Annotated in this window: 20 protein-coding genes; 14 read left to right on the forward strand and 6 right to left on the reverse strand. The window is 67.2% G+C overall.

Features of this window, described 5'->3' with window-relative positions:
- Positions 1–14: 14 nt before the first annotated feature.
- From G4G93_RS36795 to G4G93_RS24950, 12 genes are all read left to right on the forward strand, one after another.
- Positions 15–3,986, forward strand: coding sequence for a PAS domain S-box protein (locus G4G93_RS36795; protein WP_060848531.1), 3,972 nt, complete (start codon positions 15–17; stop codon positions 3,984–3,986).
- A gap of 225 nt (positions 3,987–4,211) precedes the next feature.
- The gene (locus G4G93_RS36625) at positions 4,212–4,889 is read left to right on the forward strand and encodes a GAF domain-containing protein (RefSeq protein WP_060848530.1); all 678 of its coding nucleotides are present in this window, start codon (positions 4,212–4,214) and stop codon (positions 4,887–4,889) included.
- Between the two features lie 30 nt (positions 4,890–4,919).
- Positions 4,920–6,689, forward strand: coding sequence for a GAF domain-containing protein (locus G4G93_RS36630; protein ID WP_082742647.1), 1,770 nt, complete (start codon positions 4,920–4,922; stop codon positions 6,687–6,689).
- Between the two features lie 232 nt (positions 6,690–6,921).
- The gene (locus tag G4G93_RS24910; RefSeq protein ID WP_312892266.1) at positions 6,922–7,155 is read left to right on the forward strand and encodes a response regulator; all 234 of its coding nucleotides are present in this window, start codon (positions 6,922–6,924) and stop codon (positions 7,153–7,155) included.
- Positions 7,156–7,534: 379 nt separating this feature from the next.
- A complete protein-coding gene (locus G4G93_RS24915; protein ID WP_060848528.1) occupies positions 7,535–8,512 on the forward strand; it encodes a LysR substrate-binding domain-containing protein in 978 nt (325 codons plus the stop codon).
- Between the two features lie 116 nt (positions 8,513–8,628).
- The gene (locus tag G4G93_RS24920) at positions 8,629–9,537 is read left to right on the forward strand and encodes a prephenate dehydrogenase/arogenate dehydrogenase family protein (RefSeq protein ID WP_060848527.1); all 909 of its coding nucleotides are present in this window, start codon (positions 8,629–8,631) and stop codon (positions 9,535–9,537) included.
- 65 nt (positions 9,538–9,602) lie between these two features.
- Positions 9,603–10,616, forward strand: a complete 1,014-nt coding sequence (locus tag G4G93_RS24925) for a catechol 2,3-dioxygenase (protein WP_060848526.1) — start codon at positions 9,603–9,605, stop codon at positions 10,614–10,616.
- 71 nt (positions 10,617–10,687) lie between these two features.
- A complete protein-coding gene (locus G4G93_RS24930; protein ID WP_060848525.1) occupies positions 10,688–12,046 on the forward strand; it encodes an MFS transporter in 1,359 nt (452 codons plus the stop codon).
- A 70-nt stretch (positions 12,047–12,116) separates the two neighbouring features.
- On the forward strand, positions 12,117–13,142 hold the full coding sequence (locus G4G93_RS24935) for an amidohydrolase family protein (protein WP_060848524.1): 1,026 nt from the start codon (positions 12,117–12,119) through the stop codon (positions 13,140–13,142).
- Between the two features lie 24 nt (positions 13,143–13,166).
- On the forward strand, positions 13,167–13,850 hold the full coding sequence (gene ligK / locus G4G93_RS24940) for a 4-carboxy-4-hydroxy-2-oxoadipate aldolase/oxaloacetate decarboxylase (RefSeq protein WP_060848523.1): 684 nt from the start codon (positions 13,167–13,169) through the stop codon (positions 13,848–13,850).
- 18 nt (positions 13,851–13,868) lie between these two features.
- Positions 13,869–14,594: a substrate-binding domain-containing protein gene (locus G4G93_RS24945; protein ID WP_063920060.1), complete on the forward strand. Its 726-nt coding sequence runs from the start codon at positions 13,869–13,871 to the stop codon at positions 14,592–14,594.
- 15 nt (positions 14,595–14,609) lie between these two features.
- Positions 14,610–16,406: a tannase/feruloyl esterase family alpha/beta hydrolase gene (locus G4G93_RS24950; protein WP_082742646.1), complete on the forward strand. Its 1,797-nt coding sequence runs from the start codon at positions 14,610–14,612 to the stop codon at positions 16,404–16,406.
- Between the two features lie 669 nt (positions 16,407–17,075).
- Here G4G93_RS24950 and G4G93_RS24955 read toward each other — a convergent pair.
- The 5 genes from G4G93_RS24955 to G4G93_RS24975 form a co-directional block, all read right to left on the reverse strand.
- The gene (locus G4G93_RS24955; RefSeq protein WP_060848522.1) at positions 17,076–17,558 is read right to left on the reverse strand and encodes a hypothetical protein; all 483 of its coding nucleotides are present in this window, start codon (positions 17,556–17,558) and stop codon (positions 17,076–17,078) included.
- A 324-nt stretch (positions 17,559–17,882) separates the two neighbouring features.
- Positions 17,883–18,506 carry a ferritin-like domain-containing protein gene (locus G4G93_RS24960; RefSeq protein ID WP_244533364.1) on the reverse strand — a complete coding sequence of 208 codons (624 nt, stop codon included), beginning with the start codon at positions 18,504–18,506 and terminating at the stop codon, positions 17,883–17,885.
- A 156-nt stretch (positions 18,507–18,662) separates the two neighbouring features.
- Positions 18,663–19,094 carry a response regulator gene (locus tag G4G93_RS24965; RefSeq protein ID WP_312892260.1) on the reverse strand — a complete coding sequence of 144 codons (432 nt, stop codon included), beginning with the start codon at positions 19,092–19,094 and terminating at the stop codon, positions 18,663–18,665.
- Between the two features lie 26 nt (positions 19,095–19,120).
- Entirely contained in the window at positions 19,121–21,739 is a 2,619-nt protein-coding gene (locus G4G93_RS24970) for a PAS domain S-box protein (protein WP_165088415.1), read from the reverse strand.
- Between the two features lie 50 nt (positions 21,740–21,789).
- Positions 21,790–22,581 carry a Crp/Fnr family transcriptional regulator gene (locus tag G4G93_RS24975; RefSeq protein WP_060848519.1) on the reverse strand — a complete coding sequence of 264 codons (792 nt, stop codon included), beginning with the start codon at positions 22,579–22,581 and terminating at the stop codon, positions 21,790–21,792.
- A 218-nt stretch (positions 22,582–22,799) separates the two neighbouring features.
- Between G4G93_RS24975 and G4G93_RS24980 the strand changes: the two genes are divergently transcribed.
- Positions 22,800–23,042, forward strand: coding sequence for a DUF6894 family protein (locus tag G4G93_RS24980; protein ID WP_060848518.1), 243 nt, complete (start codon positions 22,800–22,802; stop codon positions 23,040–23,042).
- Between the two features lie 256 nt (positions 23,043–23,298).
- Positions 23,299–23,823, forward strand: coding sequence for a sensor histidine kinase (locus G4G93_RS24985; protein ID WP_060848517.1), 525 nt, complete (start codon positions 23,299–23,301; stop codon positions 23,821–23,823).
- 153 nt (positions 23,824–23,976) lie between these two features.
- Here G4G93_RS24985 and G4G93_RS24990 read toward each other — a convergent pair whose 3' ends face one another.
- Complete coding sequence (locus G4G93_RS24990) at positions 23,977–26,049, reverse strand: sodium:proton antiporter (protein WP_244533362.1); 2,073 nt, start codon at positions 26,047–26,049, stop codon at positions 23,977–23,979.
- Between the last annotated feature and the right edge of the window lie 172 nt (positions 26,050–26,221).

Here is a 26,221-nt window from a genome sequence, read left to right on the forward strand (position 1 = left end):
CGCGTAACCCCGCCTTGCACGCCTCCTCTCCGCGCATACCCTGCGAGCCGACCTCGGCCTTCTGCCGGGCAGTCTTCGACAGCGCCATCGACTTCGCCATCATCACCACCGACCACGAAGGGCGCGTCACCGCCTGGAACCCGGGCGCCGAGCGCATCCTGGGCTGGTCGGCCGGGGAGATGGTCGGGCAGCCGGCCGCGACCTTCTTCACCCCCGAGGACCGAGCCGCGGGTCGGCCGCGGACGGAGATGCGGTGCGCCTCCGAGACGGGACGCGCGGCGGACGAGCGCTGGCACCTGCGCAAGGACGGCTCGCGGTTCTGGGCGAGCGGCGAGATGATGCCCCTGCGCTCGCCGGACGGCGCAGATCTGGGTTTCCTCAAGATCCTGCGCGACCGGACCGAGGCGACGGTCGCGGAGGGCGAGACACGCCGCGTCCGCGACGAGCTTCAGGTCGTCACCGACGCGCTGCCGGTGCTCATCAGCCTCATCGACCAGGACCACGTCTACCGGTTCGTGAACCGGCACTACGAGGCCTGGTTCGGACGGCCCGCGAGCGAGATCCTGGACCGGCCGGTGCGCGAGGTCGTCGGCGAGGACGTCTACCTGGCCCGGCTGCCCTTCATGTCGCGCGCGCTCGCCGGCGAGGACGTCACATTCGACGCGCTGATGCCGTACCGGGACGGCATCCCCCGGCAATCGGAGATCCGGTACATCCCTCGCCGGACCGCGAGCGGTGTCGTCGACGGCATCTTTGTCATGGTCACGGACATCGCCGAGCGGCACCGCGCCAGGGCTGACCTGCAGGAGGCGAAGGACCGGCTCAGGCTGGCCCTGGAGGGGGCCGGGACCGGCATCTACGATTACGACCTCGTCACCGGCGCGCTCACCTGGGACGCGCGCACCCGCGCCCTGTTCGGCCTGTCGGCCGACGACCCCGTCTCCTACGAAGGGGCCTTCCTGCCTGGCGTTCACCCGGACGACCGGGAGCGGGCCGACCGCGCGGTCCAGGCCGCCATCGGCGCGCGCGAGGGCTTCGAGCTGGAATACCGCGTCGTCGGGCGGCACGACGGCGCCGAGCGCGTGCTGGCCGCGCGCGGCAACACCGTCTACCGGGACGGCCGGCCCATTCGCTTCGTCGGCACGGTCCGCGACATCACCGAAGCCCGGGCCGCCGAGGCGCGGGCGCGCCGGCTCGCGGCCCTCGTCGAGCAATCGAGCGACTTCATCGGCCTCGCGGACCTCGACGGGAAGGTCGAGTTCGTGAACGAGGCGGGGCGCGGGCTCGTTGGCCTCGCGAGCCTGGAGGAAGCCCGCCGCTACGACGTGGCTGACTACTTCGAGCCCGGCGACAGGACCAGGGTGCTGGATGAGGCGCTCCCGGCCGCGCGCGACAGCGCCTTCTGGGAAGGCGACCTCGCATTCCGCAACTTCTCGACCGGCGCCGCGGTCCCCGTCCACTACACCATCTTCCCGGTCCGCGACGCGGAGGGTGCGGTCACAGGCTACGGTACTGTCACCCGCGACCTCACAGAACGCCGCAGGCTGGAATCCTTTCGGGACGCCTTGATCGCCATCGGCGACCGCCTCCAGGAATGCCGCGACACCGCCGAGATGGCGGCCGTCGGCGCCGAGATCATGGCCCGCACGCTAGGTCTCGACCGGGCCGGGTACGGCACGGTCGACGAGACGCTGGAGCACGTCGATATTGAGCGGGACTGGACGGCCCCGGGTGTGTCGAGCGTCGCCGGCCGACACCGCTTCGCCGATTTCGGCGAGGTCCGCGCCGGCCTGGTGGAAGGCCGTGAAGTCGTGATCCGGGACGTCACCGTCGATCCGCGCACGGCAGGTAACCCCGGGGCGCTCCTCGCGGTCGGCGCGCGTGCGCTGATCAACGTGCCGGTGATGGAGCACGGGCGCGTCGTGGCGCTCTTCTTCCTGCACGACCGGCAGCCGCGCGACTGGCGCACCGACAAGCTCGCCTTCGTGCGCGACGTCGCCGAGCGCACCCGGGCCGCCATCGAGCGCTTCCGCGCCGAGGCGAGCCGACGCGAGAGCGAGGAGCAGTTCCGGGTCTTCGCGCAGGCCATGCCGAACCACGTCTGGGCCGCCGATGCGAACGGTGACCTCTACTGGTTCAACGAGCAGGTCCACGCTTACGCCGGCACCGTGCCGGGCGAGCTCGACGGGAGGGCATGGGCGTCCATCGTACACCCGGATGACGTCGAGGCCGCAGGCCGGGCCTGGGCGGCGGCGCTCGCCGACGGCACCCTCTACGAGACTGAATTCCGCATCCGTCGCGCCGACGCGACCTATCGTTGGTTCCTCGTTCGGGCCGAGCCGATCCGCGATCCGGGCGGCGCGGTGGTCCGGTGGATCGGCACGAACACCGACATCGAGGACCGCAAACGTGCCACGGCCCAGCTTGAGAGCCTTAACGCGACCCTGGAGCAGCAGGTCGAGGAGCGCACGCGCGACCGCGACCGCATGTGGCGCCTCTCGACCGACGTGATGCTGGTGGCGCGCTTCGACGCCACCATCGTGGCAGTCAACCCGGCCTGGACCGCGCTGTTCGGCTGGAGCGGGGACGAGCTCGTCAGGCGCTCCTTCATGGACCTCGTCCACCCGGACGACGCGGCCTCGACCGCCGCGGCCGCCGGCGACCTTTCGGCCGGCTCGGTCATTCCCCGCTTCGAGAACCGCTACCGGCACAAGGACGGCTCCTACCGGTGGCTGTCCTGGACGGCGGTGCCGGACGCGGACTTCATCCACGCTGTCGGCCGGGACGTCACGGCCGAGAAGGAGGCCGCGCAGGCGCTCGCGCGGACCGAGGAGGCTCTGCGGCAATCACAGAAGATGGAAGCGGTCGGGCAGCTCACCGGCGGCCTGGCGCACGATTTCAACAACCTGCTCACCGGCATTTCCGGCAGCCTGGAGCTCCTCCAGACCCGGATGAGCCAGGGCAGGCTGACCGACCTCGACCGCTACATCAACGCAGCCCAGGGAGCCTCGAAGCGGGCCGCGGCGCTGACCCATCGCCTGCTCGCCTTCTCGCGGCGCCAGACCCTCGACCCGAAGCCCACCGACGTGAACGCCCTCATCCACGGCATGGAGGACCTGATCCGCCGAACCGTGGGACCGGCCATCCACATCGAGGTGGTCGGCGCGGCCGGTCTCTGGCCGGCGCTGGTCGATCCGCCGCAGCTTGAGAACGCGCTGCTGAACCTCTGCATCAACGCGCGCGACGCCATGCCGGAGGGCGGCCGGATCACCATCGAGACCGCCAACAAGTGGCTCGACGACCGCGCCGCGCGCGAGCGCGATCTACCGCAGGGGCAGTACCTGTCCTTGTGCGTGACCGACACCGGAACCGGCATGACGCCGGAGGTCATCGCGCGCGCCTTCGACCCGTTCTTCACCACGAAGCCGCTGGGCCAGGGCACCGGGCTCGGCCTGTCCATGATCTACGGGTTCGCGCGCCAGTCCGGCGGGCAGGTGCGCATCTACTCGGAGGTCGGGCAGGGAACGACGATGTGCATCTACCTGCCGCGCCATTACGGCGAGGCGGAGGGCGCCGACAGCATGCCGGACCTCGCCTCGGCCCCGCGCGCCGAGCAAGGCGAGACGGTGCTCATCGTCGACGACGAGCCGAGCATCCGCATGCTGGTCACCGAGGTCCTGGAGGACCTGGGCTACACCGCCATCGAGGCGGCGGATGCGGCCGCCGGATTGAAGGTGCTTCAATCGGACGTGCGCATCGACCTGCTCGTCACCGACGTCGGCCTGCCGGGCGGCATGAACGGGCGCCAGATGGCCGATGCTGGCCGCGTGAGCCGACCGGACTTGAAGGTGCTGTTCATCACCGGCTACGCCGAGAACGCCGCGGTCGGGAACGGCCACTTGGAGCCGGGCATGCAGGTGCTGACCAAGCCCTTCGTGATGGAGGCGCTGGCCTCGCGCATCAAGGAGCTCATCGCGGCGCCCTGACGACCCCGCGAGGGCGACGGCTTGGGGGATCCCCCGCCTTCTCGGCATCCGGCGCGGGCATCGGCTGCACCGCGCGCCGGTTTCGCGCTATTGGGACGGGTTCAAGCGTCGCCTGAGCGAAGCGAATAGGCGACGCATGGCCCGTATCCCCAGACGCCCCGCGCCCGTCGGTTCCGCGCGAGGCCAAGTAGCGCCGGTCCCCCGATGAGCGTACCCGCACCCACATTGGACACCGTCGTCGACCCGAATCGGCTTGCGGCCCTGGCCGCCTACGGGATCCTCGACACCGCGCCGGAGAAGGGCTTCGACGACATCGTCCTGCTCGCCCGAAACATCTGCGAGACCCCAGTGGCCCTGGTCAGCCTCGTCGCCGGCGACCGGCAGTGGTTCAAGGCCCGCCTCGGCTTCCCGGAATGCGGGACGGACCTGAACGCGTCCGTCTGCGCCCACGCCCTCATCGAGCCGGACCTGCTCGTCATCCCCGACCTGAGCCGCGACCCGCGCACGCGGGCGAACCCCCTGGTGACCGGCGGACCTTGCATCCGGTTCTACGCCGGCGCCCCCCTGCGCACGCCGGACGGCAAGGCGCTGGGGAGCCTCTGCGTCATCGACGTTGCTCCGCGGCCGTCAGGGCTCACGCCTAGCCAAGCCGAGTCCCTCCGTGCGCTTGCCGGACAGGTCATGGCGCTGATGGAGCTGCGCCGCGCGTTGGTTGAACAGCGCCACCTGCTCGGCCAGAGCGAGGAACTGATCCGCACCCAGGCCGCCCTGTCCGGGGCCAAGGGCGATCTGGGCGTCATGCTGGACGCGTTGGTCACGGGTGCGATGGAAGCCGTGCCGCATGCCGAGGACGCCGTCATTGCGATGTGGGACGGCGAGGAGCTCATCTATCGCGCCACCTAAGGCGCGCTCGTTTCCCATGCCGGGCTGCGGGTGCCGCTACGAGGCAGCCTTGCGGGGGCGTGCCTGCTCCCCGGCGAACTCGTGCTGGTATCCGACGTGCTGGAGGATACCCGGGTCAAGCGGGATCTCGTCGATTCCCTTCGCCTTCGCTCCTGCGTGCTGGTCCCGGTCAGGCGCGCCGGCGATGCCGTGGGCGTGCTTAAGCTTCAGTCGAGCCAGCCGGAGGCTTTCACCTCGACGGATCTCAGGCTCGCGGAGGTACTCGCTGGCACCGTGTCGGCGGGGCTCGCCGAGGTCGGCGAGGTTGCCGCCCGGCGCGAGGCCGAGGCACGGCTTCGCCGCGCGCAAGAGGCCGGCGGCGTCGGCGTGTTCTCCATCGGCCTCGACGGCAACCTGCACGCCACGCCCGAGTTCTGCCGTCTCTACTGCCTACGGCAGCGCGACAGCTACCCCTCGACTGCATTCGAGCAACTCATCATCCCCGAGGATGCACACCTCGTCTCGACGGCAGCCACGCGAGGTAACGGTGAGGCCCCGCGAGACGTGGAGTACCGCATTCGCCGCCCTGATACGGGCGAACTGCGCTGGATCGCCCGCAAGGGCGAGCTCGATTACGATGAGGCTGGCCGACCTATCCGCTTCGTCGGCGTGGTCCGTGACATCACCGGGCAGAGGGCCAACCGAGACGCGTTGGCCGAGAAAGAGCGGTACAAGAGCGTTCTGCTGGAGCTCGGAAACCGACTGCGCGACCTGACCCGGGTCGCTGAGGTGACGCGGGTGGTGGGCAAGGTCGCCGGCACGGCGCTGAACGCTAGCCGCGCCGGCTTCGGCCGTCTCGACGCGACGGGCGAGCACGTGAGCATCGAGCCGGACTGGACGGCGCCGGGACAGGTCAGCGTGGCCGGCGACCACCACTTCGCCGAGTACGGCGACTTCCATCACGGCCTCATGTGGGGCGAGCCGCTGGTGATCCACGACGCCGCCGCGGACCCGCGCATCGCCTCCTTCATGCTGGCGCTTCGGCCCATCGACGTGGCCGCCTGTGCTGATACCCCGCTGCGCGAGCACGGCAGTACGGTGGCTCTGTTCTTCGTGCACGACCGCGTGCCCCGGACCTGGACCACTCAGGAGCTGGAGTTCATGCGCGCGGTGGCGGACCGCGTCGAGGTTGGCGTCGCGCGGCTGCGCGCCGAGGAGTGGCAGCGCCTGCTCAACCACGAGCTCTCGCACCGCATGAACAACCTGTTCTCGATGCTGCAGGCCGTGGTGGCGCAGACGCTGCGCGGCGCCACCGACGTCGATGAAGTGCGCGAAGTGCTCTCCCGGCGCCTGATCGCGCTCGGCAAGGCGCACGACATCCTGGTCGGAGGCGCCGCCGAGCGCGCGCCTCTCGCGGCCGTCGTCCGGGAAGGCATCGGCGTCCTGGAGGGGGCGTCGGAGCGTGTGCGGGTCGCCGGTCCCGAAATCGAGGTCGGCGCGAAAGCGGCGCTCTCACTCGCGCTGATGCTGCACGAGATGACCACCAATGCGGTGAAGTACGGAGCGCTCTCGGTCCCGGACGGCCGGGTGGAGATGTCGTGGTCCATCCGGGAGGGTGACGGCGGTCCCCTCCTTAGGCTCGCTTGGCGCGAGCGCGGCGGGCCCCCGGTGCGTCTCCCCGCCCGCAAGGGCTTCGGGACGCGGCTGATCGAGCGTGGGTTGACCGGCCAGGTCGGGGGCGTCCTCTCCTTGGACTACCCGCCTGAGGGCGTCGCCTGCATCGTCGAGGCGCCCCTTCGCAACTTCCAGGACGATGGCTGAGGGCGCGTCAGCGTCCCGGTGACGTGCCGCCAAGCTGAGACCGCCTGCCCGATCCGGGTGTTGCACCGCTCCGTCCCCGCGCCCTGGTCCCGCCCTATGTCCTCGCCGCCCGCCCCCTCCCCTGCGTCCTCGTCGTGGAGGACGAACACCTCATCTGCATGATCGCCGTCACGATGCTGGAGGATGCCGGCTACGCCGTCCTTAGGCGTCCGCGGCTGAAGCAGCGTTGTCGGTGCTGGAGCAACGCCGCGGCGTCGACGTCGTCTTCACCGACATCGACATGCCGGGATCGATGGATGGGCTCGCGCTGGCGGGACGCGTCGCCGAACGCTGGCCACGTACCCGGCTCGTCGTGACCTCGGGCCGGGCTTGGCTCCGTGAGGCCGAGGCTCTCGACGATGAGCGATTCCTCCCCAAGCCTTACCGGTTGCCGCAGCTGCTGGAAGCCATCGGCGCCGCGGCATGAGCGGGCGCGTGAATTGAGGTTCACGAGCCAGAGTCAAAACCCAATCAACTTGGCCATGTCTGGGATGCTTTCGATCCTACTCGGATGTGCCGGTGGTGCTTGCGCAATCCACGCTCCTGACCCTTTCCGGACGCTCCCGGCGACCGACTCTACCATGGGCTGTTCGACGGATTCCGGACATTCGCTTGAACACGTATCGTCTCGTAGAGGCAATGGAGCTTGTACAGCGACTTCTTTCTCCCGCTAAGTACAATGAAGGCACGCGGAGTTCTTGCATGCACTGGTAGCTTAAATTGAAGCGTGCCTTGCCGGGTGGAGCCGTGCACGGGTATAGGGCTACCCATGCCACAATGGCCATCGGCAGGAACTCTGTGAGGAGATGAAGTCTCGCTATCTCGACCAACGGCTCAAGCTCGTCCATCTCCGCCTGGTCGACGCGCTGGAGACTCATCGCAGCCTGCTCAGGGCCGCGTCGATCCTCGGCGTGACACAGCCAGCCCTTACCAAGAGCCTGCACGAGATCGAGGGCATGCTTCAGGTGCAGTTGTTCGAACGGCATGCCCGGGGCGTGCGGCCGACTGAGATCGGCATGGTCCTCGTGCGCGCGGCCCGCCGTATCCTCGCGGAGGTGCGCGCTCTCGACGATGAACTCGACCGGCACACCGAGGCAGGCGGAGCCTCGGTCTCGATCGGCGCCCTGCCGGTCGCGGCGGCAGGGATCCTCCCGGGAGTGCTGGCGCGGCTCAAGGCGGAGCACCCCGAGATCCGCGTTGATCTGCAGCAGGGGCGGACCGAGGAGTTGCTGCCGCTCCTCGCAGCCGGGGAGGTCGACCTCGTGGTCGGGCGCCTCTACGCCCCGGCACATCCCGATCACTTCACCCGCGAGCCGCTCTGGAGCGAGCCGATCTCGATCCTCGCGCGCACCGGGCACCCCGTCCTCTCCGAGCCGGCGGCGATCGACACCTTGCGCCGCTACGAGATCGTCCTGCCTACTGTCAGTCAGCGGGTGGGTCAGGAGATCGAGCAGGTGATGGCGCGCCTCGGCCTCGCCCCCTCAACCTCGCTGCGCTCCAGCTCCTCTGGCTTCATTCGCGAGATGCTGCACGCCAGCGACCTGATCGCCGTGATGCCGCGCCTGATGCTGGCTGGAGATCTCCTGCGCGGTACCTTGCAGGTCGTGCCCCTGCCGTTCGCAGCGCCGGACCGGCCCGCCGGCCTGATCCTCCCCTACGACCGGCCGCTTCCCGCCGGCGGGCGGATCTTCACCGAGTGCCTGCGCACCTACGTGCGCGAGATCTCGCAGGCCGGCCTCGCCGATATTACCACCGGTTATAGCAAGGCGCCGAAAAAGCGATAAGACGTTGGGCCCAGCGAGGCATAGGACATCCCCGGCGTCCAGTTCACGAGCAATCGAGCGGACGCCCGACGAACAAGGGCGCGCCTGGCTGAAGGTAGCGCCGGGGAGAGACCGCCATGCTTTCGAGCATTCCGCAAGGATCGCGCTTCGCCATCATTGGCTTCGGTGAGGTCGGGAGCCGCTTCGCTCGCGACATCCACGCGAATGGCCGCGCTCATCGCATCACGGCGTTCGATGTCGACGCTGCGGCGCAAGCCCGGGCAGCTGCAACAGACTTCGTGACCCTTGCTGCGAGCGCTGCCGGAGCGGCCGCTGCGGCTGATGTCGTCTTCCTGTCGGTGACGGCGGGCTCGGTGCTGGCGGCGGCCGAGGCGCTGACGAGCGGCCTCACGCACAATCCCCTCATCGTCGATGTGAATTCCGTCTCGCCCACTACCAAGCAGGAGGCGGCCAGTCTCGTGACCCGGGCGGGCGGGCGCTACGTCGAGGCGGCCGTGATGGCGAGCGTACCGCCCCAGGGCTTGCGCACGCCGATGCTGCTCGGCGGCCCCCACACCTCGGCCTTCGTCGAGGCCATGACGCCATTCGGAATGCAGCTCACCCCTGTATCGGAGACGATCGGGCACGCCTCGTCGGTCAAGATGTGCCGCAGCGTGATGATCAAGGGCCTGGAGGCCTTGGTGATCGAGTGCCTGCAGACCGCGCGCCACTACGGCGTCGAGGAGCCGGTGCTGGCCTCGCTCGCTGACACGCTGCCTCATCCGGATTGGCCGGGCCTCGCCCGCTACCTCATCGGCCGCCCGCTGCAGCACGGCAAGCGCCGAGCCGAGGAGATGCGCGAGGTCGCTCGCACGGTGCGGGACGCCGGCCTTGCCCCGGTGATGAGCACGGCCATCGCCGAGCGCCAGGAGCGGTCCGGCCACCTCGGTCGCCGGCTCAGCAACGCCGCGCTCGAAGATGGGCTGGGCCCGCTGCTCGACGCTCTCGCGGTGCTCGACGCCGCCCGCGAGCCCGCGGCGGCCTGAACCGCCTGCACTCTGACCCCACAGAGCCGCGAACGAACGGCACCAATTCCGGAAGGACACGCCCCATGGACCAAGAACCGATCCTCGACGTCGCCCATCTCGGCCATCTCGAACTTTTGACCCCGAAGCCCGAGGAGAGCCTGCGCTTCTTCGTCGACGTGATGGGTATGACCGAGAGCGGCCGGCAGGGCGACTCGGTGTACCTGCGGGCCTGGGACGATTACGAGCGCTACTCGCTCCAGCTCACCGCCTCAACCACCTCCGGCCTCGGCCACGCCGCCTTCCGGGCGCGTAGCCCACAGGCGCTGCAGCGGCGCGTGAAGGCGATCGAGGCGACCGGCCTTGGGCTCGGCTGGCACGAGGGCGAACTCGGCCACGGGCCGGCCTACCGCTTCCACGATCCCGACGGCCACGTCGTCGAGATCTACTACGAGACCGAGTGGTACCAGGCACCGGAGGCTCTTCGCCCCTCGCTCAAGAACCAGGCTCAGCGTTTCCCAGCGCGCGGGATCAACGTGCGCCGCCTCGACCACTTCAACTGCCTCGCTGTCGACGTGAAGGCCAACCGCGAGTTCTTCGAGAGCGCGCTCGGCTTCCGGCTCACCGAGCAAATCGTGCTCGACTCCGGCGAAGAGGCCGGGATGTGGTTGACCGCCACCAACAAGAGCTACGACTTCGCCTACACCAAGGAAGCGCACGGCATCAAAGGCCGCTTCCACCACATCACCTACGCACTCGACAGCCGCGAGGAGATCCTGCGCGCCGCCGACATCTTCTTGGAGGCCGGCATCCCGATCGAGACCGGGCCGCACAAGCACGCCGTCCAGCAGACCTTCTTCCTCTACGTGTTCGAGCCCGGCGGCCACCGGGTCGAGGTGGCGAATGCCGGCGCGCGCCTGGTTCTGGCCCCGGACTGGAAGCCGATCCGCTGGACCGAAGAGGAGCGGAAGAAGGGCCAGGCCTGGGGCCTGAAAACCATCCCGACCTTCCACAGCCACGGCACCCCGCCGCTGCCGGGCCACCACGGCCCCGACGACGATGTGCAGCTCGATCTCTCCACGAACGGCATCGCGTCCTAACCCCTCAACCAACCGGGCGCCAGAACCCGGACCCTTCACGATACAAGCGCCGCCCCGGGAGGAGCGCACGAATGTCTGTCTCATCACCTTCAAGATCAGTCGAGATCAAGTCCTTCATCGACGAGCGGCCGGTCGGCCGCTACCAGTGGTTCCTCGTGGCCCTATGCTTCCTTGTCGTCGTAGCCGACGGGATGGACGTCGCCATCATGGGCTTCGTCACGCCGTCGATCCTCGCCGACTGGAACATATCGCGCCCGGCTTTCGGCCTGGTGATGAGCGCCGCGCCTTTCGGCCTCGTCGTCGGGGCGCTGGTCGCCGGTCCGTCCTCGGACCGGTTCGGCCGCAAGCCGGTGCTGATCGTCTCGGTGCTGATCTTCGGCCTGTTCACGGCAATCGCCGCCTACGCGACGAGCCCGACCGAGATGGCCTTGCTGCGCTTCCTCGCCGGCACCGGCATGGGGGCGGCGATGCCCAACACCTCGACGTTGCTCTCCGAGTATGCGCCGTTGCGCCGGCGCTCTCTGATGATCACCATCATGTTCACCGGGTTCAATCTCGGCTCGGCGGCGATCGGCTTTGCCGCGGCGCACATGATCCCGGCCTACGGCTGGCGCTCGGTGCTGCTCCTGGGCGGCGCGGTCCCGCTCGCCCTGGTGCCGTTCCTGGTGCTGTTTCTGCCTGAGTCCGCTCGGCTCCTGACGCTGCGCGGCGCGAGCTCGAAGAAGATCGCGGCGACCCTCGGTCGGGTGACCGGGCATCGCTTCACCGGCACCGAGACCTTCGTGACGGATGAGCCCCCGCTGCGGACCCGCAAGCCGATCGGCGTGCTGTTCTCGCAGGGCTACGCCGTGACGACGGTCGCTCTCTGGGTGACCTACTTCATGGGGCTCATGGTCATCTACCTGCTCACCGGCTGGTTGCCGACCCTGATGCGCGACGCCGGCTTGTCGATCGAGACGGCTTCGACCGTAACTGCCCTGTTTCAGATCGGCGGCACGCTCGGCGCTGTGATCGTCGGTTGGGTGATGGACCGGACGCGGCCGGCCTTTGTGATCGGCGCGGCGTATCTCGGCGGCGGCCTGATGATTATCGCCCTCTCGGTTGCCGGGGTGATGTCGTCTTCGCTGGCGCTCCTCGTCTTCGCCGCCGGCTTATGCATGAGTGGGGCGCAGACGGGGCTGAATGCCTTCGCGCCGGGCTGCTACCCGACCGTGGCGCGGGCCACCGGTGTGAGCTGGATGCTCGGCATGGGACGCTTCGGCAGCATCCTCGGCTCGGCCTTCGGGGGCACGCTGCTCGGGCTCGGCTGGGACTTCAGCGCCATCCTGCTGACCCTCGCGGCACCGGCTTTCTGCGCCGCCGTGGCGATTGCCCTGACCCAGGCTCGCGCGGGTGCCGCCGGCCAGCCGCGCGAGGCCTCCGCCCACTAACGACAAAGCCTACCCGCTGCGTGGCCCGCACCGGGCCGCCGGCTCCCCTCCTTTCGCAAGGTGCGCGACGATGATCATCGACTGTCACGGCCACTACACCACAGCGCCGACGGCCCTGGAGGAGTGGCGCAACCGCCAGGTCGCGGCCCTCCGCGATCCCTCCGCCCGCCCGAACCGAGCCGACCTCAGGATCGGCGACGACGAGATCCGCGAGTCGATTGAGCAGAACCAGCTCCGGCTGATGCGCGAGCGCGGCAGCGACCTGACAATCTTCAGCCCCCGCGCCAGCTTCATGGCACACCACGTCGGCGACTTTTCGGTCTCGGCCGAGTGGGCCTCGATCTGCAACGAGCTTTGCTACCGGGTGGCGCAGCTCTTCCCCGATCACTTCATCGGCGCTGCAATGCTGCCGCAGAGCCCCGGCGTCGACCCGAAGACCTGTCTGCCCGAACTTGATCGCTGCGTGCAGGAATATGGCTTCGTCGGCCTCAACCTCAACCCGGACCCAACCGGCGGCTACTGGAAGAGCCCGCCGCTCACCGATCGGTACTGGTACCCGATCTACGAGCGCATGGTCGAGTACGACATCCCGGCAATGGTCCATGTCTCGACGAGCTGCAATGCCTGCTTCCACACCACCGGCGCGCATTACATCAACGCCGACACCACTGCGGTGATGCAACTGATCGAGGGCGACCTCTTCCGGGACTTCCCGACCCTGCGCTTCGTCATCCCGCATGGTGGTGGGGCAGCGCCCTATCACTGGGGTCGCTACCGAGGCCTTGCCCAGGCACTGAAGAAGCCGGAATTGCGCGAGCATCTCCTGCGCAACGTCTTCTTCGACACCTGCGTCTATCACCAGCCCGGGATCAATCTGCTGACCGAAGTCATCCCGGTCGAAAACATCCTGTTCGCCAGCGAGATGGTCGGCGCGGTGCGCGGGATCGACCCCGAGACCGGGCACAACTTCGACGACACGAAGCGCTACGTCGAGGCGGCCGACCTCAGCGCCGAGGATCGCCACAAGATCTACGAGGCCAATGCCCGTCGCGTCTACCCGCGCCTCGACGCCGCCCTGAAGGCCCGCGGCAAGTGATGACTGGGAATCGAGGAGGACATCATGACTGAACTTGGCGTTGTGAGACGAACGATCGTGCGAGCCGACCGCGGGTCGGTCGACCAACTGGCTCGGTACGGCAGCGCGACGGTGCATGAGGCCATGGGCCGTGTCGGGCTGTTGAAGCCGTACATGCGCCCGATTTACCAGGGGGCGCAGGTCTCCGGTACAGCGGTCACGGTGCTGCTACACCCGGGCGACAACTGGATGATGCACGTCGTTGCCGAGCAGATCCAGCCGGGTGACGTGGTCGTGGCGGCGATCACGGCGGAATGCACAGACGGCTATTTCGGCGACCTGCTCGCCACCAGCTTCAAGGCCCGCGGCGCCCGCGCCCTGATCATTGATGCTGGGGTACGTGACGTTGCGGTGTTGACCGAAATGGGCTTCCCGGTCTGGAGCAAGTGCATCTCTGCCAAGGGCACCGTGAAGGCGACGTTGGGCTCGGTGAACGTCCCGGTCGTCTGCGCCGGCACCCTGGTCAATCCGGGCGACGCAGTCGTGGCCGACGACGACGGCGTCGTGGTCGTGCCGGCAGAGTGGGCTCGCAAGGTCGCCGACGCCGCCGCTGCCCGCGAGGCCAACGAGGGCGCCAAGCGCGAGAAGTTGGCTTCCGGTGTACTCGGCCTCGACCTCTACGGGATGCGCGAGACCCTGGCGAAGGCCGGCCTGCGCTACGTCGACTGACCCACTCAGGAGCGAGCGATGACCGACCCGATCACCGGCCTCTCCTCAATGGCGACCCGCAAGGTTCTTGCGGACCTTACCGAGGCCTACCATCGAAGCACCGGAGGCCGAGTTGCGTTCCGCTCGATGGGCGGCGTCGACGCAGCGCGCCTGATCCGGTCGGGAGCCGCCATCGACCTCGTTGTGCTCGCCTCCGGCGTCATGGAACGATTGGAAAGCGAGGGGCACCTCCTCCCCGGTAGCCGGACCACCTTCGTGCGCTCCGGCATCGCCGTGGCAGTCCCGGTGGGCGCACCCCATCCGGACCTCTGCGACGAAGCGGCTTTACGCAGAGCTATGCTCGAAGGCGGGACCCTCTGCTACTCGACGGGCCCGAGCGGCGACCATCTGCGACAGCTCTGGGAGCGCTGGGGCCTTGCGGACGAGATGGCCCGCCGCGCCATCCAGGCGCCGCCGGGTACCTCCGTCGCCTCCCTGTTGGCACGGGGCGAGGCGAGCCTCGGCTTCCAGCAGCTCAGCGAGATGATCGGCGTCGAGGGTGTCCAGATCGTCGGCCCACTCCCCGCGGAGGCGCAATCGATCACGGTCTTCGAGGCCGGAATATCGATCCTCTCGGCTGATCGTGCGTCCTGCGACGCGTTCATCGGCTTCGCGACTGGACCGGATGCCGACGACATCATCACGAGGAACGGGCTGTCCGTGCAAGATCGCGAAGATCGGAACGCCGCAAGCACGTCGATCTAAGGAATACGCCGTCCCATGCTCAACCTCTCGCGACCGCTCCGGCCGGCTCAGATTATCGCGATGCTGTCCATAGCGTTGCCATTGTGGTTGCCGTTGCAGGCCCTGGCCCAATCGAGCGGGACGGATATCGCAGCGGCACAAGTGCCGGTTCTGGCCGTGGTGAAGCCCGCGCGGGCCTGCACCGATCTTGCCACGGTCGCGCTCGACGACATAGGCGGAGCCGGCAGCCGGATCACAGAAGCCGCTGTCACGTCGGACGGAGCGGCACCGGCCTGCGCCGTAAAGGGCATGCTCGCGCCGAGCATCGGCTTCGAGGTGCGGCTGCCGACCGAGACTTGGACCCAGCGTTACCTTCAGGTTGGGTGCGGAGGGTTGTGCGGCAACATCCGCCTGACCCCGGGCGCCGCCGAGGGCTGCCTGCCCCTGCAGGCCGGCGACTTCGTCGTCGGTAGCACCGACATGGGCCACCAGGGCCGCGACGCATCGTTCGGCGACGACCCGCAGAAGCGGGCCGACTTCGCCCACCGCGCCCAACATCTCACTGCGCTCACCGCCAAGCGGCTGATCGCGGCCTTCTACGGGCGCCCCCAGGCCTACGCCTACTTCACCGGCTGCTCCGACGGCGGCCGCGAGGCACTGGTCGAGGCCCAGCGCTACCCGAACGACTTCAATGGCATCGTCGCGGGCGCCGCGGCGATGAACTTCCAGGTGCAGAACGCCCTGTTCCACGCCTGGCAAGTGCGCGCAAATACTGGTCCGGACGGCAGGGCGATCCTGCTCGCCGGACGACTGCAGCTCCTGCACGCAGCGGTGCTCCAGGCCTGCGACGGCCTCGACGGTATCGCGGACGGCCTCGTCTCCGATCCGCTCGCCTGCCGGTTCGATCCTGCCCGGATCCAGTGCGCATCCGAGAGCCAGGACCCCAATACCTGCCTGACCGCGTCAGAGGTTGCGGCCGCGCGCAAGCTCTACGATGACCCGCGCGACCCGGCGACCGGCGAACGGCTGACAGTGGGCGGCCCGCTGCCCGGCTCGGAGCTGGCCTGGGCCGGCGTGTACGTGCCGGTCGGTCCCGACCAGCCGGTCTTCGGTCGCTTCATCGCCCTCGAAGCTCTACGCAACATGGTGTTCACGCCGAACCCGCCGGCCGGCTTCGTGCTCGACGATCTCGTTTTCGACCGTGCCCTGTTCGAGCGCCTGCGGCCGCTGCACCCGCTCTACGACGCTACCAACCCGGACCTCTCGCCCTTCGCGGCTGCGGGCGGCAAGCTCATTCTGTGGCACGGACTTGCCGACCCGCACATCTCGCCGGTCAACACCATTGCGTACTTGACGGCCCTCCAGGCGCAGATGGGTAAGGAGCATGCAGCGGCCTTCTCGCGCCTCTACCTCTTTCCCGGCATGTACCACTGCTCCGGTGGTGTGGGGCCGAGCCAGGTCGATCTCCTCACCCCTATGCTGGCCTGGGTCGAGGCCGGCACGCCCCCCGGCGCCGTGATCGCGCGCCAGCCTGAGCGGAACGTGGCGAGCGACTTCGGCGCGCCCGGCCTATGGGGTCCTGGTGGGCGTCCGGCGGGTCCGTCCGGAGCGGATCGGCCGGAGGCCGTGCCGCGGGCCGGCGCACCGATCTCGTCGACGGCGATCCTCCGTACCCGCCCGACCTATCCGTATCCGGTCATCGCAACCTACGACGGTGGCGGCGATCCGAACCGTGCCGAGAGCTTCGGTCCCGGCGCCTCAGCGGCAACCTTCACGATGCCGGCCTGGACGGGGGCGGATTTCTACCGCCCCTACGCTCCACGCGAGCGGTGAGGGACAGCTCGGTCCCTGCGCGGGCCCGCTGCTGCGCCCGCACCATCGCCAGCAGCGTCCGTTCGCTTAGTAACAGCAGACCTTTCGACAGATACGGACGGAGGCCTGCTTCTGGCGCATAGCCGAAATCGCGGCATGCGAACTGCTGACCCAAAGCGGTCCCGCGCGCGCTGTGTCAGGAATGTCTGCTTACAAGGGAGTTTCTGACATTTGATTTCCCGACACGCTATCCTAACAAGAGTTAGCGTGTCGGGCTCTCGGATTGACCGCGTTGGCCGTCCAGTTTCGGCGGTGTAAGGGAAACGGTCGTTTTTCTTACACAGCTTCGCCGTACGATCGCGCTGCGTTAACCAGACATTAACCGTGCTCGCCGAGTGTGAAGAACACAAAAGCAAACAGCCCTGGGGCAAAGCTCCAGGGCTGCTGACTTACAAAGGTGATGCGCTACAACTTCCCGGATGCACGCATTACCGTTACGACTGCCTGCGCAACTGCAAGCACAGCTGCGATGGTTTCGTAGCTCATAGGAAATCCTCCTAACGCTGGGCTACGAAGCCAATTTTTCATGTAAGGGTTAATCAATCCTGAAGAACCCGGCAAAATCTGCCGGCGGCGTTAACCATTGGGGCTCAGGTCGGCGGGTGAAGCGTGCCTCACACCCGATACCACTCAGCCATATAGCCCCTCCGCCTGCAACTGGATGAGCAACTGGTGAGCCTGGGCCTGAGCCGAGGCGTCGCGCTTCTGCTCGTCAAAGCCATGAGCGAACATCGGCAGGAGCTTGCTCGTCGCCTGCTCCATCGCGGAGCCTTCCCACAGGATCAGCACCTCTCGATCGGTGAGATCCTTCAGGAAGTACCAGAGCGCCAGCATGATGCTGAGCGCTGGCCGTTTGCTCCATCCATTGATCACGCCTTTCCCAATGCGATCGATCCGACGCAGGAGAGCCTGCTGTTTCTTGCTGGGAAGGTCAGCGAAAGGCTCGAAGCAGGCAGCTTTGAGGTTGGCGCGCAAAGCAGCGATGTCGGCCTCAGCCCTCACTGCCAGTTCCGATTTGGCCGGGACGAACACGCCTGGGATGGCGGTCAAGGCGTAAAGGAGGTAGGCCGGAATTGCGAGTTCGAGGCGCTGGCGGTCAGAAAGGGGAGACATCAATAGGTTGTGTGGCTTGAGGGCAAGACCATAGCAGGCGACAGGGTTGCAACTTAGAGCGCAACCGCTGAAATCACAGCCTCTGGATAACTGTCCATAACCTGCAAGGCATCAACATACCGCTGCGGCTGGTGAGGCGTCACTGTACGTTCGCTGCCAGATACCCTTAGGATCACAACTCGTTAGCTTGACCGCACAAAGGGCCGGTGATGGTGGAGAGCGGCTGCCTGCAATTAGGATCCAAGCGGCCGCTTATTCGGTAGATAAAAAACAGAAAAGGCGCCCTACGGCGCCTCTCCCGTCTCATACATTTATAAAGCGGCCTTAAGCGACCTTGCGGCGGCCCTTGGCCTTGGTCTCAGCCGCATCCTCGTCCTCGACGTCCTCCTCAGAGGCTTTGGTGGCGCGACGGCTCTTGCCCTTCACCTCGCCCTCGTCAGCGTCCTCAGCATCCTCCTCGGAACCCTCGACGTTGATGCGTTCGGCGATCTCAGTGAGGAGCTGATCGGTTTTCTTCTCCTCCTGCAGGGTCTCGTCCAGCAGCTTCGCCGCGTCATCATAGCCAAGCTGGGCCGCCCAGGTCTTCAGGGTGCCATAGCGGGCGATCTCGTAGTGCTCCACAGCCTGCGCACAGCCGGCCAGCACCGCATCGGCGGCCGGGCTATCACCGAAGTCCTCCAGATCCTCCTCCATCTCAGAGGTCAGACCCTGCATCGCCTCGCAAGTCTTCGCGCGTGCCGGCTTGCCGATGATCTCGAACACCTGCTGCAGGCGCTCGACCTGGCCAGCGCTCTCCTCGGCGTGGGTTTCAAAGGCCTGGCGCAGCTCGTCATGTTGAGCGGCCTTGGCCGACTTCTTCAGGGCACGTACCGACTGCTTTTCAGCATAGTACACGTCCTTCAGGGTCTCGTAGAACGCATCCTGCAAGGTCTTCTGCTTGGCGGCCATATAAATGTGTCCTCTTTGCAATGTTCAATCGTTTCGCCGTTGCCGTATGCGGCGCCAGCGTTCCCGTTAGAACGTGCAAGCCAAGCCGTGGGTCCATAAATTCAGCTGTTAAATACCCCTGTGCATGGCGGGGAAAATTTCTTAGTTCAAGGAACCTCACACGGTCCGCAACTCACGCAGCACCTGCTCGACCAGCCCAGCAGAGTAGGGTTTGTCGATAAAGCGGGCTTTAGGGGAGAGGTCTCCAGGACCAGGTTTAGCCGCCCCCGAGCACACCACGATCTGGATCTCAGGCCAGTGGAGAGCGACTTCGCGGGCTAAATCGAAGCCGTTAAGATTACCTGGCATGTTCACGTCAGTGAAAAGCAGATCGACGCCGTCCTTCTCCTGTAAATAGCGCAACGCCGCATCAGCGCTGGCCACCTCCAGGACTTTGTACCCTGCGTCGGCCAGGGTATCGGCAGTTTCCATTCTGATCAGGAACTCATCCTCGGCAACCAGAGCGACAACGGGAGGGGGCTCAGCATCTAAACTCATGTGAAAATAAGATGGTGGTTGGGCGGAAGGTTTCAGCTTGGCTGTATACAAACCGCCTTTCTCACAGGAGATTGCCGCTAAGCCACGGCTTCGACATGCACGTCCTGCATAGAGGCAAGGCTTGCTTCCAAGCGACACACCAGGCCAGTTGGAGCGTAGGTGAGCTTGACCTCGCCGTTAACCTCGGCGGCAAAGCTGCGCTCAATCAGCCGGGAGCCGAAGCCACGCCGCGCGGGCTGACTTAGGATTGGCGGCCCGCCCTGTTCGGTCCAGGTCAGGCAGAACTTAGAGGCTTCGCCCTCGTGGACCACATGCCAGCGCAAGTCCACGAAGCCATCACCGTTCGAGAGCGCGCCATATTTCGCAGCGTTGGTGGCCAGTTCATGTAACGCTAACGACAGCGCAAGCGCAGGCTTGGCCGCCAGCAACACGTTTGGACCGCTGATCCGGATACGTGAGGCACTGGTCTGTTGATGGACGCACAGGGCGCCTTCAATGACATCAGCGATTGGTGCAGCCGTCCAGCTGGCCTGTGTGAGGATGTCGTGTGCCCGGCCTAACGAGATCAGGCGTGCGCTGAACGCCTCGCGAACCTCATCAAGGTCTGTGGCACCACGGAGCGTCTGGCTGGCAATCGCCTGGACCATCGCCAGGGTGTTTTTGACCCGGTGCTGCAACTCCCCTGTGAGCAGCCGCTGATGCTCCTCCGCCCGCTTACGCTCAGTGATGTCCAGCATCGCCCCGATCATGCGGGTTGCCTTCCCCTGCGCGTTACGAATGACGTAGCCGCGGTCGAGGATGTCGGCATAGGAGCCATTAGCGCGCAGGAAGCGGTACTCGTCGCTCCAGGAGGTGCCAGTTCCATCGATGACGGCATGGATAGAGGCGTCAATACGCCCACGATCGTCAGGATGGATGTGGCTGATCCACCAGTCGCCGGTCGGCTCGACCGCATCGGGCGTGTAGCCGTGAGCCACCCGCATCGCCTCGTTCCAGAGCACGTGGTTGCTGGTGAGGTTCCAGTCCCAGATCGCATCGTTGGTGGCTTGCCCCGCGAGGCGATAGCGTTCCTCGGTCTCGCGCAGGGTCTGCTCGGCCCGCCGACTTTCGGTGACATCGCGGGCGGTGCCGATGAGGCGTACCGGTCGCCCGCCCTCGAACAGGGTCTGCCCCTTTGCAGACACCCAACGCTCGGTGCCGTCCTCCGGGGCGATTGTGCGATAGGTGATGTCATAGATGCCGGCGCCGTCCGGATCGACGGCAGCGGCCACCGCCTTGTCCGCTCGATCGTGGTCGTCGGGGTGCACACGGGCCAGGTGGACAGTGAGGTCGACGTGGGCATCCGGCGCCAGGCCGTAAAAAGAGCGGATACGGTTGTCCCACTTGAGCTCGTCGGCGACGAGGTCGTAGTCGAACACGCCCGTTTCAGTCGCCTCGACGGCAAGGCGCAACTGCTCCTGCGCGCCGCGCAGCGCGCCCTCAGCCTCCTTTCGATCGTGGATGTCGAGCGCGATACCAATCCAGCTTTCCAGGATGCCGGCAGCGTCGCGTATGGGCCGCCCCCGGGCGAGGAACCAGCGGTACTGGCCATCACTGGCGCGACGTAACGGGATTTCGACTTCGTAGGGGCCTTCGGTCTCAACCGCGCGCCTCCAGACCCCAAGCACCCGGTCACGGTGGTCGGGATGAATGGCGCTGGCCCACCCGTCGCCGCTGGTGTCGCCTGGGGTCAGACCGGTGTACTCGTACCAGACTGGATTGCAGTAGGTGATGTTGCCGGCGGCATCGCCGAACCAGACCACCTGCGGGCTGACCTCCACGAGCGAGCGGAAGCGCAGCTCACTGGCGTTGCGTTCGGCCGCCTCGTTGCGCTGCTGAGTGCGATCGCGCAGGATTTTGAGAAAGCCCTGCACGGTGCCGTTCTCGGCTTTGAGTGGCATCAGCTCACCGTTGGCCCAGAACCGCTCCCCATCCTTGCGCAGGTGCCAGCGCTCGTCCGGGGCGCTGCCCTGGGTCAGGGCCAGCTCCATCTCGGTTTCCGGGCGGCCGATGGCGCGGTCTTCAGGAGTGAAGAACAGGTGAGCTGGGTCACCCAACACCTCGGCCTCACGCCAGCCCAGGATGCGCTCGGCCCCGCTGTTCCAGCGCGTGATCCGGCCGCCATGATCCATGGCGATGATTGCATAGTCGGTCGCACTATCAAGGATGCGCTCGTGCAGCATCCGCTGTGCGCGGTGCGTGCGGGCAGCAGCCCGCGCCTCCAACAGTGTGACCGTCTGACGGGCAAGACTGCGCAGGCACTCCTGCTGCGCCTGCGTGAGGCCAACCGGGCGCGGTGCAGGATCCAGCACGCACAGCACGCCCCATAATCTGCCGTCAGCCGACTGTAGCCGCACGGCTGCGTAGAAGCGGGTCAGTGCTCCCTTGATAAGTCGCGACCGACTTTGCAGCCCTGGATCTTTATGCAGGTCAGGGATGATGAGCAGTTCATCCGCCGTAGCAGCATCGGCGCACACGTTGGTGTCCAGCACGCTGACAGCATCAGCGGAACTGTAAGAGGTGTGCACCTGGAAACGCTCACCCGCCTGCAGGCAGATCACGGCATGCGCAACCTGGCAGAGTTCGGCCGCCAGTCGCACGACGTCGTTGAAGCTCTGCTTCGGGACATTGTCGAGGGGATCGTCGGACCAGGGCATGTGTTTGTCAGGCAGGCGTGTGAGCTTGGTTTCAGTGTAGGAGATGATCCTCAGACGGCCTGAGACATTGGCGGAGCGTCCGCTGGCACAGGGCGGAGCGATACGAGCGTGCCTGAGGCGTTGTAGACGGCGCCCAGCACCGTCTCGAAATGCCGCTTGACCGCGCCGTGGCACTCGCAGGCCGCCGCTTCCATCAAAAGCCGGCTCTCGATAATGATACGCCCGCGGCGCACCTGGATCAGGCCCTTTTCCTGGAGAGTTCGCAGCGTGCGTGTGAGATAGGAGCGCTGCACCCCTAACAGCTCCGCCAGCACCTCATGGGTGATCGGCAGGACCTCACTGCCGAGCCGGTCCTGTAGACTCAGCAGCCAGCGAGCGCAGCGAGCCTCGATCGTATGGCTGGCATTGCAGGCGACAGACTGCAGCACCTGAGCGAGCAGGCAGTCGGAGTAGCGGGTCATCAGGTTGCGCAGGCCTGGAGAGGTCTGCTTGATCTGCTGGAGGACCGCAGCCTCGACCCGCATCACGGAGCCGGGAACCTGCACCACCGCGCGGCTGAACGCCGGCAGCAATCCTTGGCTGACAACACCTCCGATGGCGCCCTCATGGCCGACTGTAGCGGTCTCAACGGCGCGACCATCCTGCAGCCCGATGACGAGGGCGGCCACACACGGGCCGAGCGGGAAGGCGATATGGCTGACATCCACGCCAGCCTCGAACAACACCTCACCGCGCCGGTAGGCTTTGAGCTCCAGATGCGGCTCAAGCAGCGCGCGGTCGGGCACGCGCAGGGCGCTGAGGAGTAGGTTGCCACTGAGCAGGGGTTGAAGGGCAGACGGCATGGAGCAGTGGCGGTTTGCTTCTGTTTGTGTCGGGTCACTCCTATTTACCGCAACGCTTGAACGGCTGTCTGTACACAAGTGCACAGATGCTCAGAAATTCGGCGTTTTTCATCGGCTTGGCCGGTGTCCGCCGCTCCGTAGATTAACCTATGCAACCAATGGCGCTGGCAGGGTTTCTAGGTCCATACGGTCCCGCCATATCCAGCTCACGCAATCTGATGCCACGCTATTTTCTCGACTTCCAGGATGGTTCGCTGTGGCTGAAGGACGACGAAGGTCAGGAGTACGAGAACCTCCGCGCGGCGCGTGACGCGGCGATCGCGGCACTTCCTGATATCGGCAGGGAGGCGCCGCCGCAGGACGGCCACCGCGATTTCGTGGCCTTTGTGCGCGACGAGCACGGGACACAGGTCTGTACGGTGCGACTGAACCTTGACGCGGAGTGCGGTCCCGAACACTAAGACTGAGCCACTGACGCCTTGGTCACACCGTACGGTTTAGCTGTCCTCGACAGTAACCTGGCCCGCGACACCGTCGGTCTTGCCACTGAGCCTCGGCACTTCATTGAGTGAGGAAGTGGCGGCCGCTCAACCGTACAACCCTTCAGCCCTCATGCGCGCTAGGAGCTGATGGACCTGCTCCTGGGCCGCGGCGTCCCGCTTCCGCTCCTCGAACCCGTGCGCGAGAATCGGCAGGAGCCTGCTTGTCGCCTGCTCCATGGCCCCATCGAAGACACACGACCTCCTCACCCGCGACGACTGGAATGGCGCACCCTTGCGCGAGGTGGTGAGGAACAAGATCGGCGCCTACCGGACAGCGGGCGAGCGGTTCGTCGTCGGCGGCTCCGATGTCGAGTTGCCGCAGCGGCACGTGCTGGCCCAGGGAATGGCGCTTCACGAACTCGCCACGAACGCGGCGAAGTACGGGGCGCCGTCGACACCGGCCGGCCAAGTCCAGGTCGGGTGGAAGGTCGTCCTCGGCGAGAGCGGCATGCGGCACCTCCGCCTCGAATGGGTTGAGGCAGGCGGTCCGCCGGTCGTAGTGTCGAAGCACCGGGGCTTCGGCACGCGCCTGATCTCGATGTGCATCGGGCGCGAGCTTGGCGGCGTGGCGCACATCGACTTCGCTCCGGAAGGGCTTCGATGCACCATCGAGGTGCCGATGGACGACACCGCCGGCATCATGCTCAGCCCGCACCTCGTCCAGTGCCGGGCAATCCCGGACCCCAGGGCGGCAGACTGACCGGGAGCTACGGACGTCGCGGGCAAAGGTCGGCGCTCGGGACCATCCTGCTTCGACCAAGGCCCGTCCTGCACCGCCGTTCGCATGACCCCCGAATGTGCTCGTTCGTCCAGTTAACTTTGTGGCAGACATTGTCGTCACCGGTTCCAGCCCTTAGGAACGGGGGCGAGCTCCACGCTCGCAGTCGTGCAGGCCAGCTTCAAGTGTCTCGCCCAGGCCTGAGCTCCACCACCTTGCTGAAGCCTTCCGGCGCGGTAGGCGGACCGGAGGCCGTGACGACGGTGCCGGTGCATCTGGCTTGGGGGATTCGGTCGCGGCAGCCAAGTGGATGGGCGCGGTTGATGCGGCACGATTGCAGGTGAATTGCGGACGTCGAGCGTGCCGGTCCGTCTCGCCGGTGGCTGCATCGGCGTTGGAGCGGGCATCGGTCTCCGGCCGGGCACCCCTGCGAGGCGCCACGAGCAGGACCAGCCTGTCGCCCTGCTCCGGTATGCCGAGCTCGTGCTCGGGCGACGGGAAGTCGAGGCGGCCGCCGGTGCGGATCACCAGCAGGCAAGGGGTGGCCGCAACGTCCGCGGCACCGGCGGGTGCCACCGAGAAGCGCCAGCCGGCGCGGTGCCGCTCGGCCAAGGTCTCGAAGTCCAGGCCCCCGTCCGCGAGAACCTTGCCGCGCAGGTCCCGGCTGACGCCGGTTTCGGCGTGCAGCAGGTGGTCGGCCGAGGGCGCGAGCTGGTAGACCCGCTCCCGCCCGAGCTCGGGGCCGAGCCGGGTGCAGACTAGGGCGTTGTAGAGCTCGTCCCGGGTTGCCGCGAGCAGGTAGTCCGGCGGCTGGTTCGCCAAGCCCTCTTCCGCGTGGCGCGAGAGGAGCTCGGCCTGCAACGTCGGCACTCCCGCCGACCGGGCCGCGCGCAAGGCCCCGGGGTAGGTGTCGATCAGCAGGACAGGAACACCGGCCTCGTGGAGCGTCGCGGCGAGCTCGCTCGACCACGGCGAGGCCCCGACGATGGCAAGCCGCTCCGCGTCCGCCGCGACCGAGAGCCCTAGCCGCCGTGCCAGCGGCCCGAGCGAGAAGCCGTGCGCGAACACCGTCGCGACGATGACCGCGAACACCGTCGGCTGGATCAGGTCGCCGCCGGCGTAGCCCGCCTCGCTCAGCCTCGGGCCGGCCAAGCCGGCGACCGCCGCCGCCACGATGCCGCGCGGGCCGATCCAGCCGACGAACAGGCGCTCGCGCCATGTCATGTCGCTGCGCCACGTGGCCAGCCAGATCGCCGCGGGTCGCACCACGAACAAGGTCGCGGCCGTCAAGGCCAGGATGGGCAGGGACAGCTTGCCGAGGACGGCGAGGTCGAGATCGGCCGTGAGGACGACGAAGAGGCACGAGACCAGGAGGACGACGAGCGCCTCTTTGAAGCGGCGGAGTTCCGCGATGCCGGCCACGTGGAGGTTGGCCAGCGCGATGCCGAACGCCGTCGCGCCGATCAGCCCGGCCTCGTGCATCAGGAGGTTGGGCACGGCGTAGGCGACGAACGCCAGCGCGAGCAGCAGCGGCGTCTTGAGGGTCTCGGGTACGAGGTCTCGCCTGAAGGCCCACGCCACGAGGAAGGCGGAGCCGACACCGAGGATCGCGGCGGCCCCGATACCCTCGGCGAGATGCAGCGCGAGGTCGGTCACGGCCTCCCCGCCCGACCGGTGGCCCGAGCCGACCAGAACCTCGATGACGATGGCCGTCAGGATCGCCCCGACGGGATCGTTGACGATGGCCTCCCACTTCAGGAACGAGGCCGAGCGGCGCTCCAGCCGGGCGTGGCGCAGAAGCGGCAGGATGACGGTGGGGCCGGTGACGACCAGGATCGCGCCGAACACGGCCGCTGGTCCCCAAAGCATGCCGCCGACCCAATACGCGGCGAGCGTGCCCAGCACGAAGTTGATGGGCAGCGCGATGGCGGTGAGGCGCAGCACACCCCCGCCGGCGGCCCTGAGCTCGCGCAAGTCCAGGGCGAGGCCGCCCTCGAACACCACGACCGCGACGGCGAGACCGATCAAGGGGCGGAGGTTCGGCCCGAAAGCCTCGGAGGGATGCAGGAGGCCGAGCACGGGGCCGACGAGGAAGCCCAGTCCGAGCAGGAGGACGATGGCCGGGACACGGAGCCGTGCGGCCACGACCTGGGCGGCGACCCCGCCGGCGACGATGCACAGGACCGCCGTGGCCACACCTTGTTCCATACGCGACGCTCCGGGGATGTGCCAGCCGAGGCGGGCCCGTAACAACGCTCGCTGACGGCAAGGGTCCCTTGCTCCGTACGCCTCAGGCCGGACCGGCCGGCTCGACACCGCGCGGCGTCAAAGACCGGGAGCGCAGGGTTGCAAGGCGGGAGCGACCTCGACGCCCTGCGGG

Source organism: Methylobacterium sp. DB0501, assembly GCF_011043735.1.
In the GTDB taxonomy this organism is placed as follows: Bacteria; Pseudomonadota; Alphaproteobacteria; order Rhizobiales; family Beijerinckiaceae; genus Methylobacterium; species Methylobacterium alsaeris.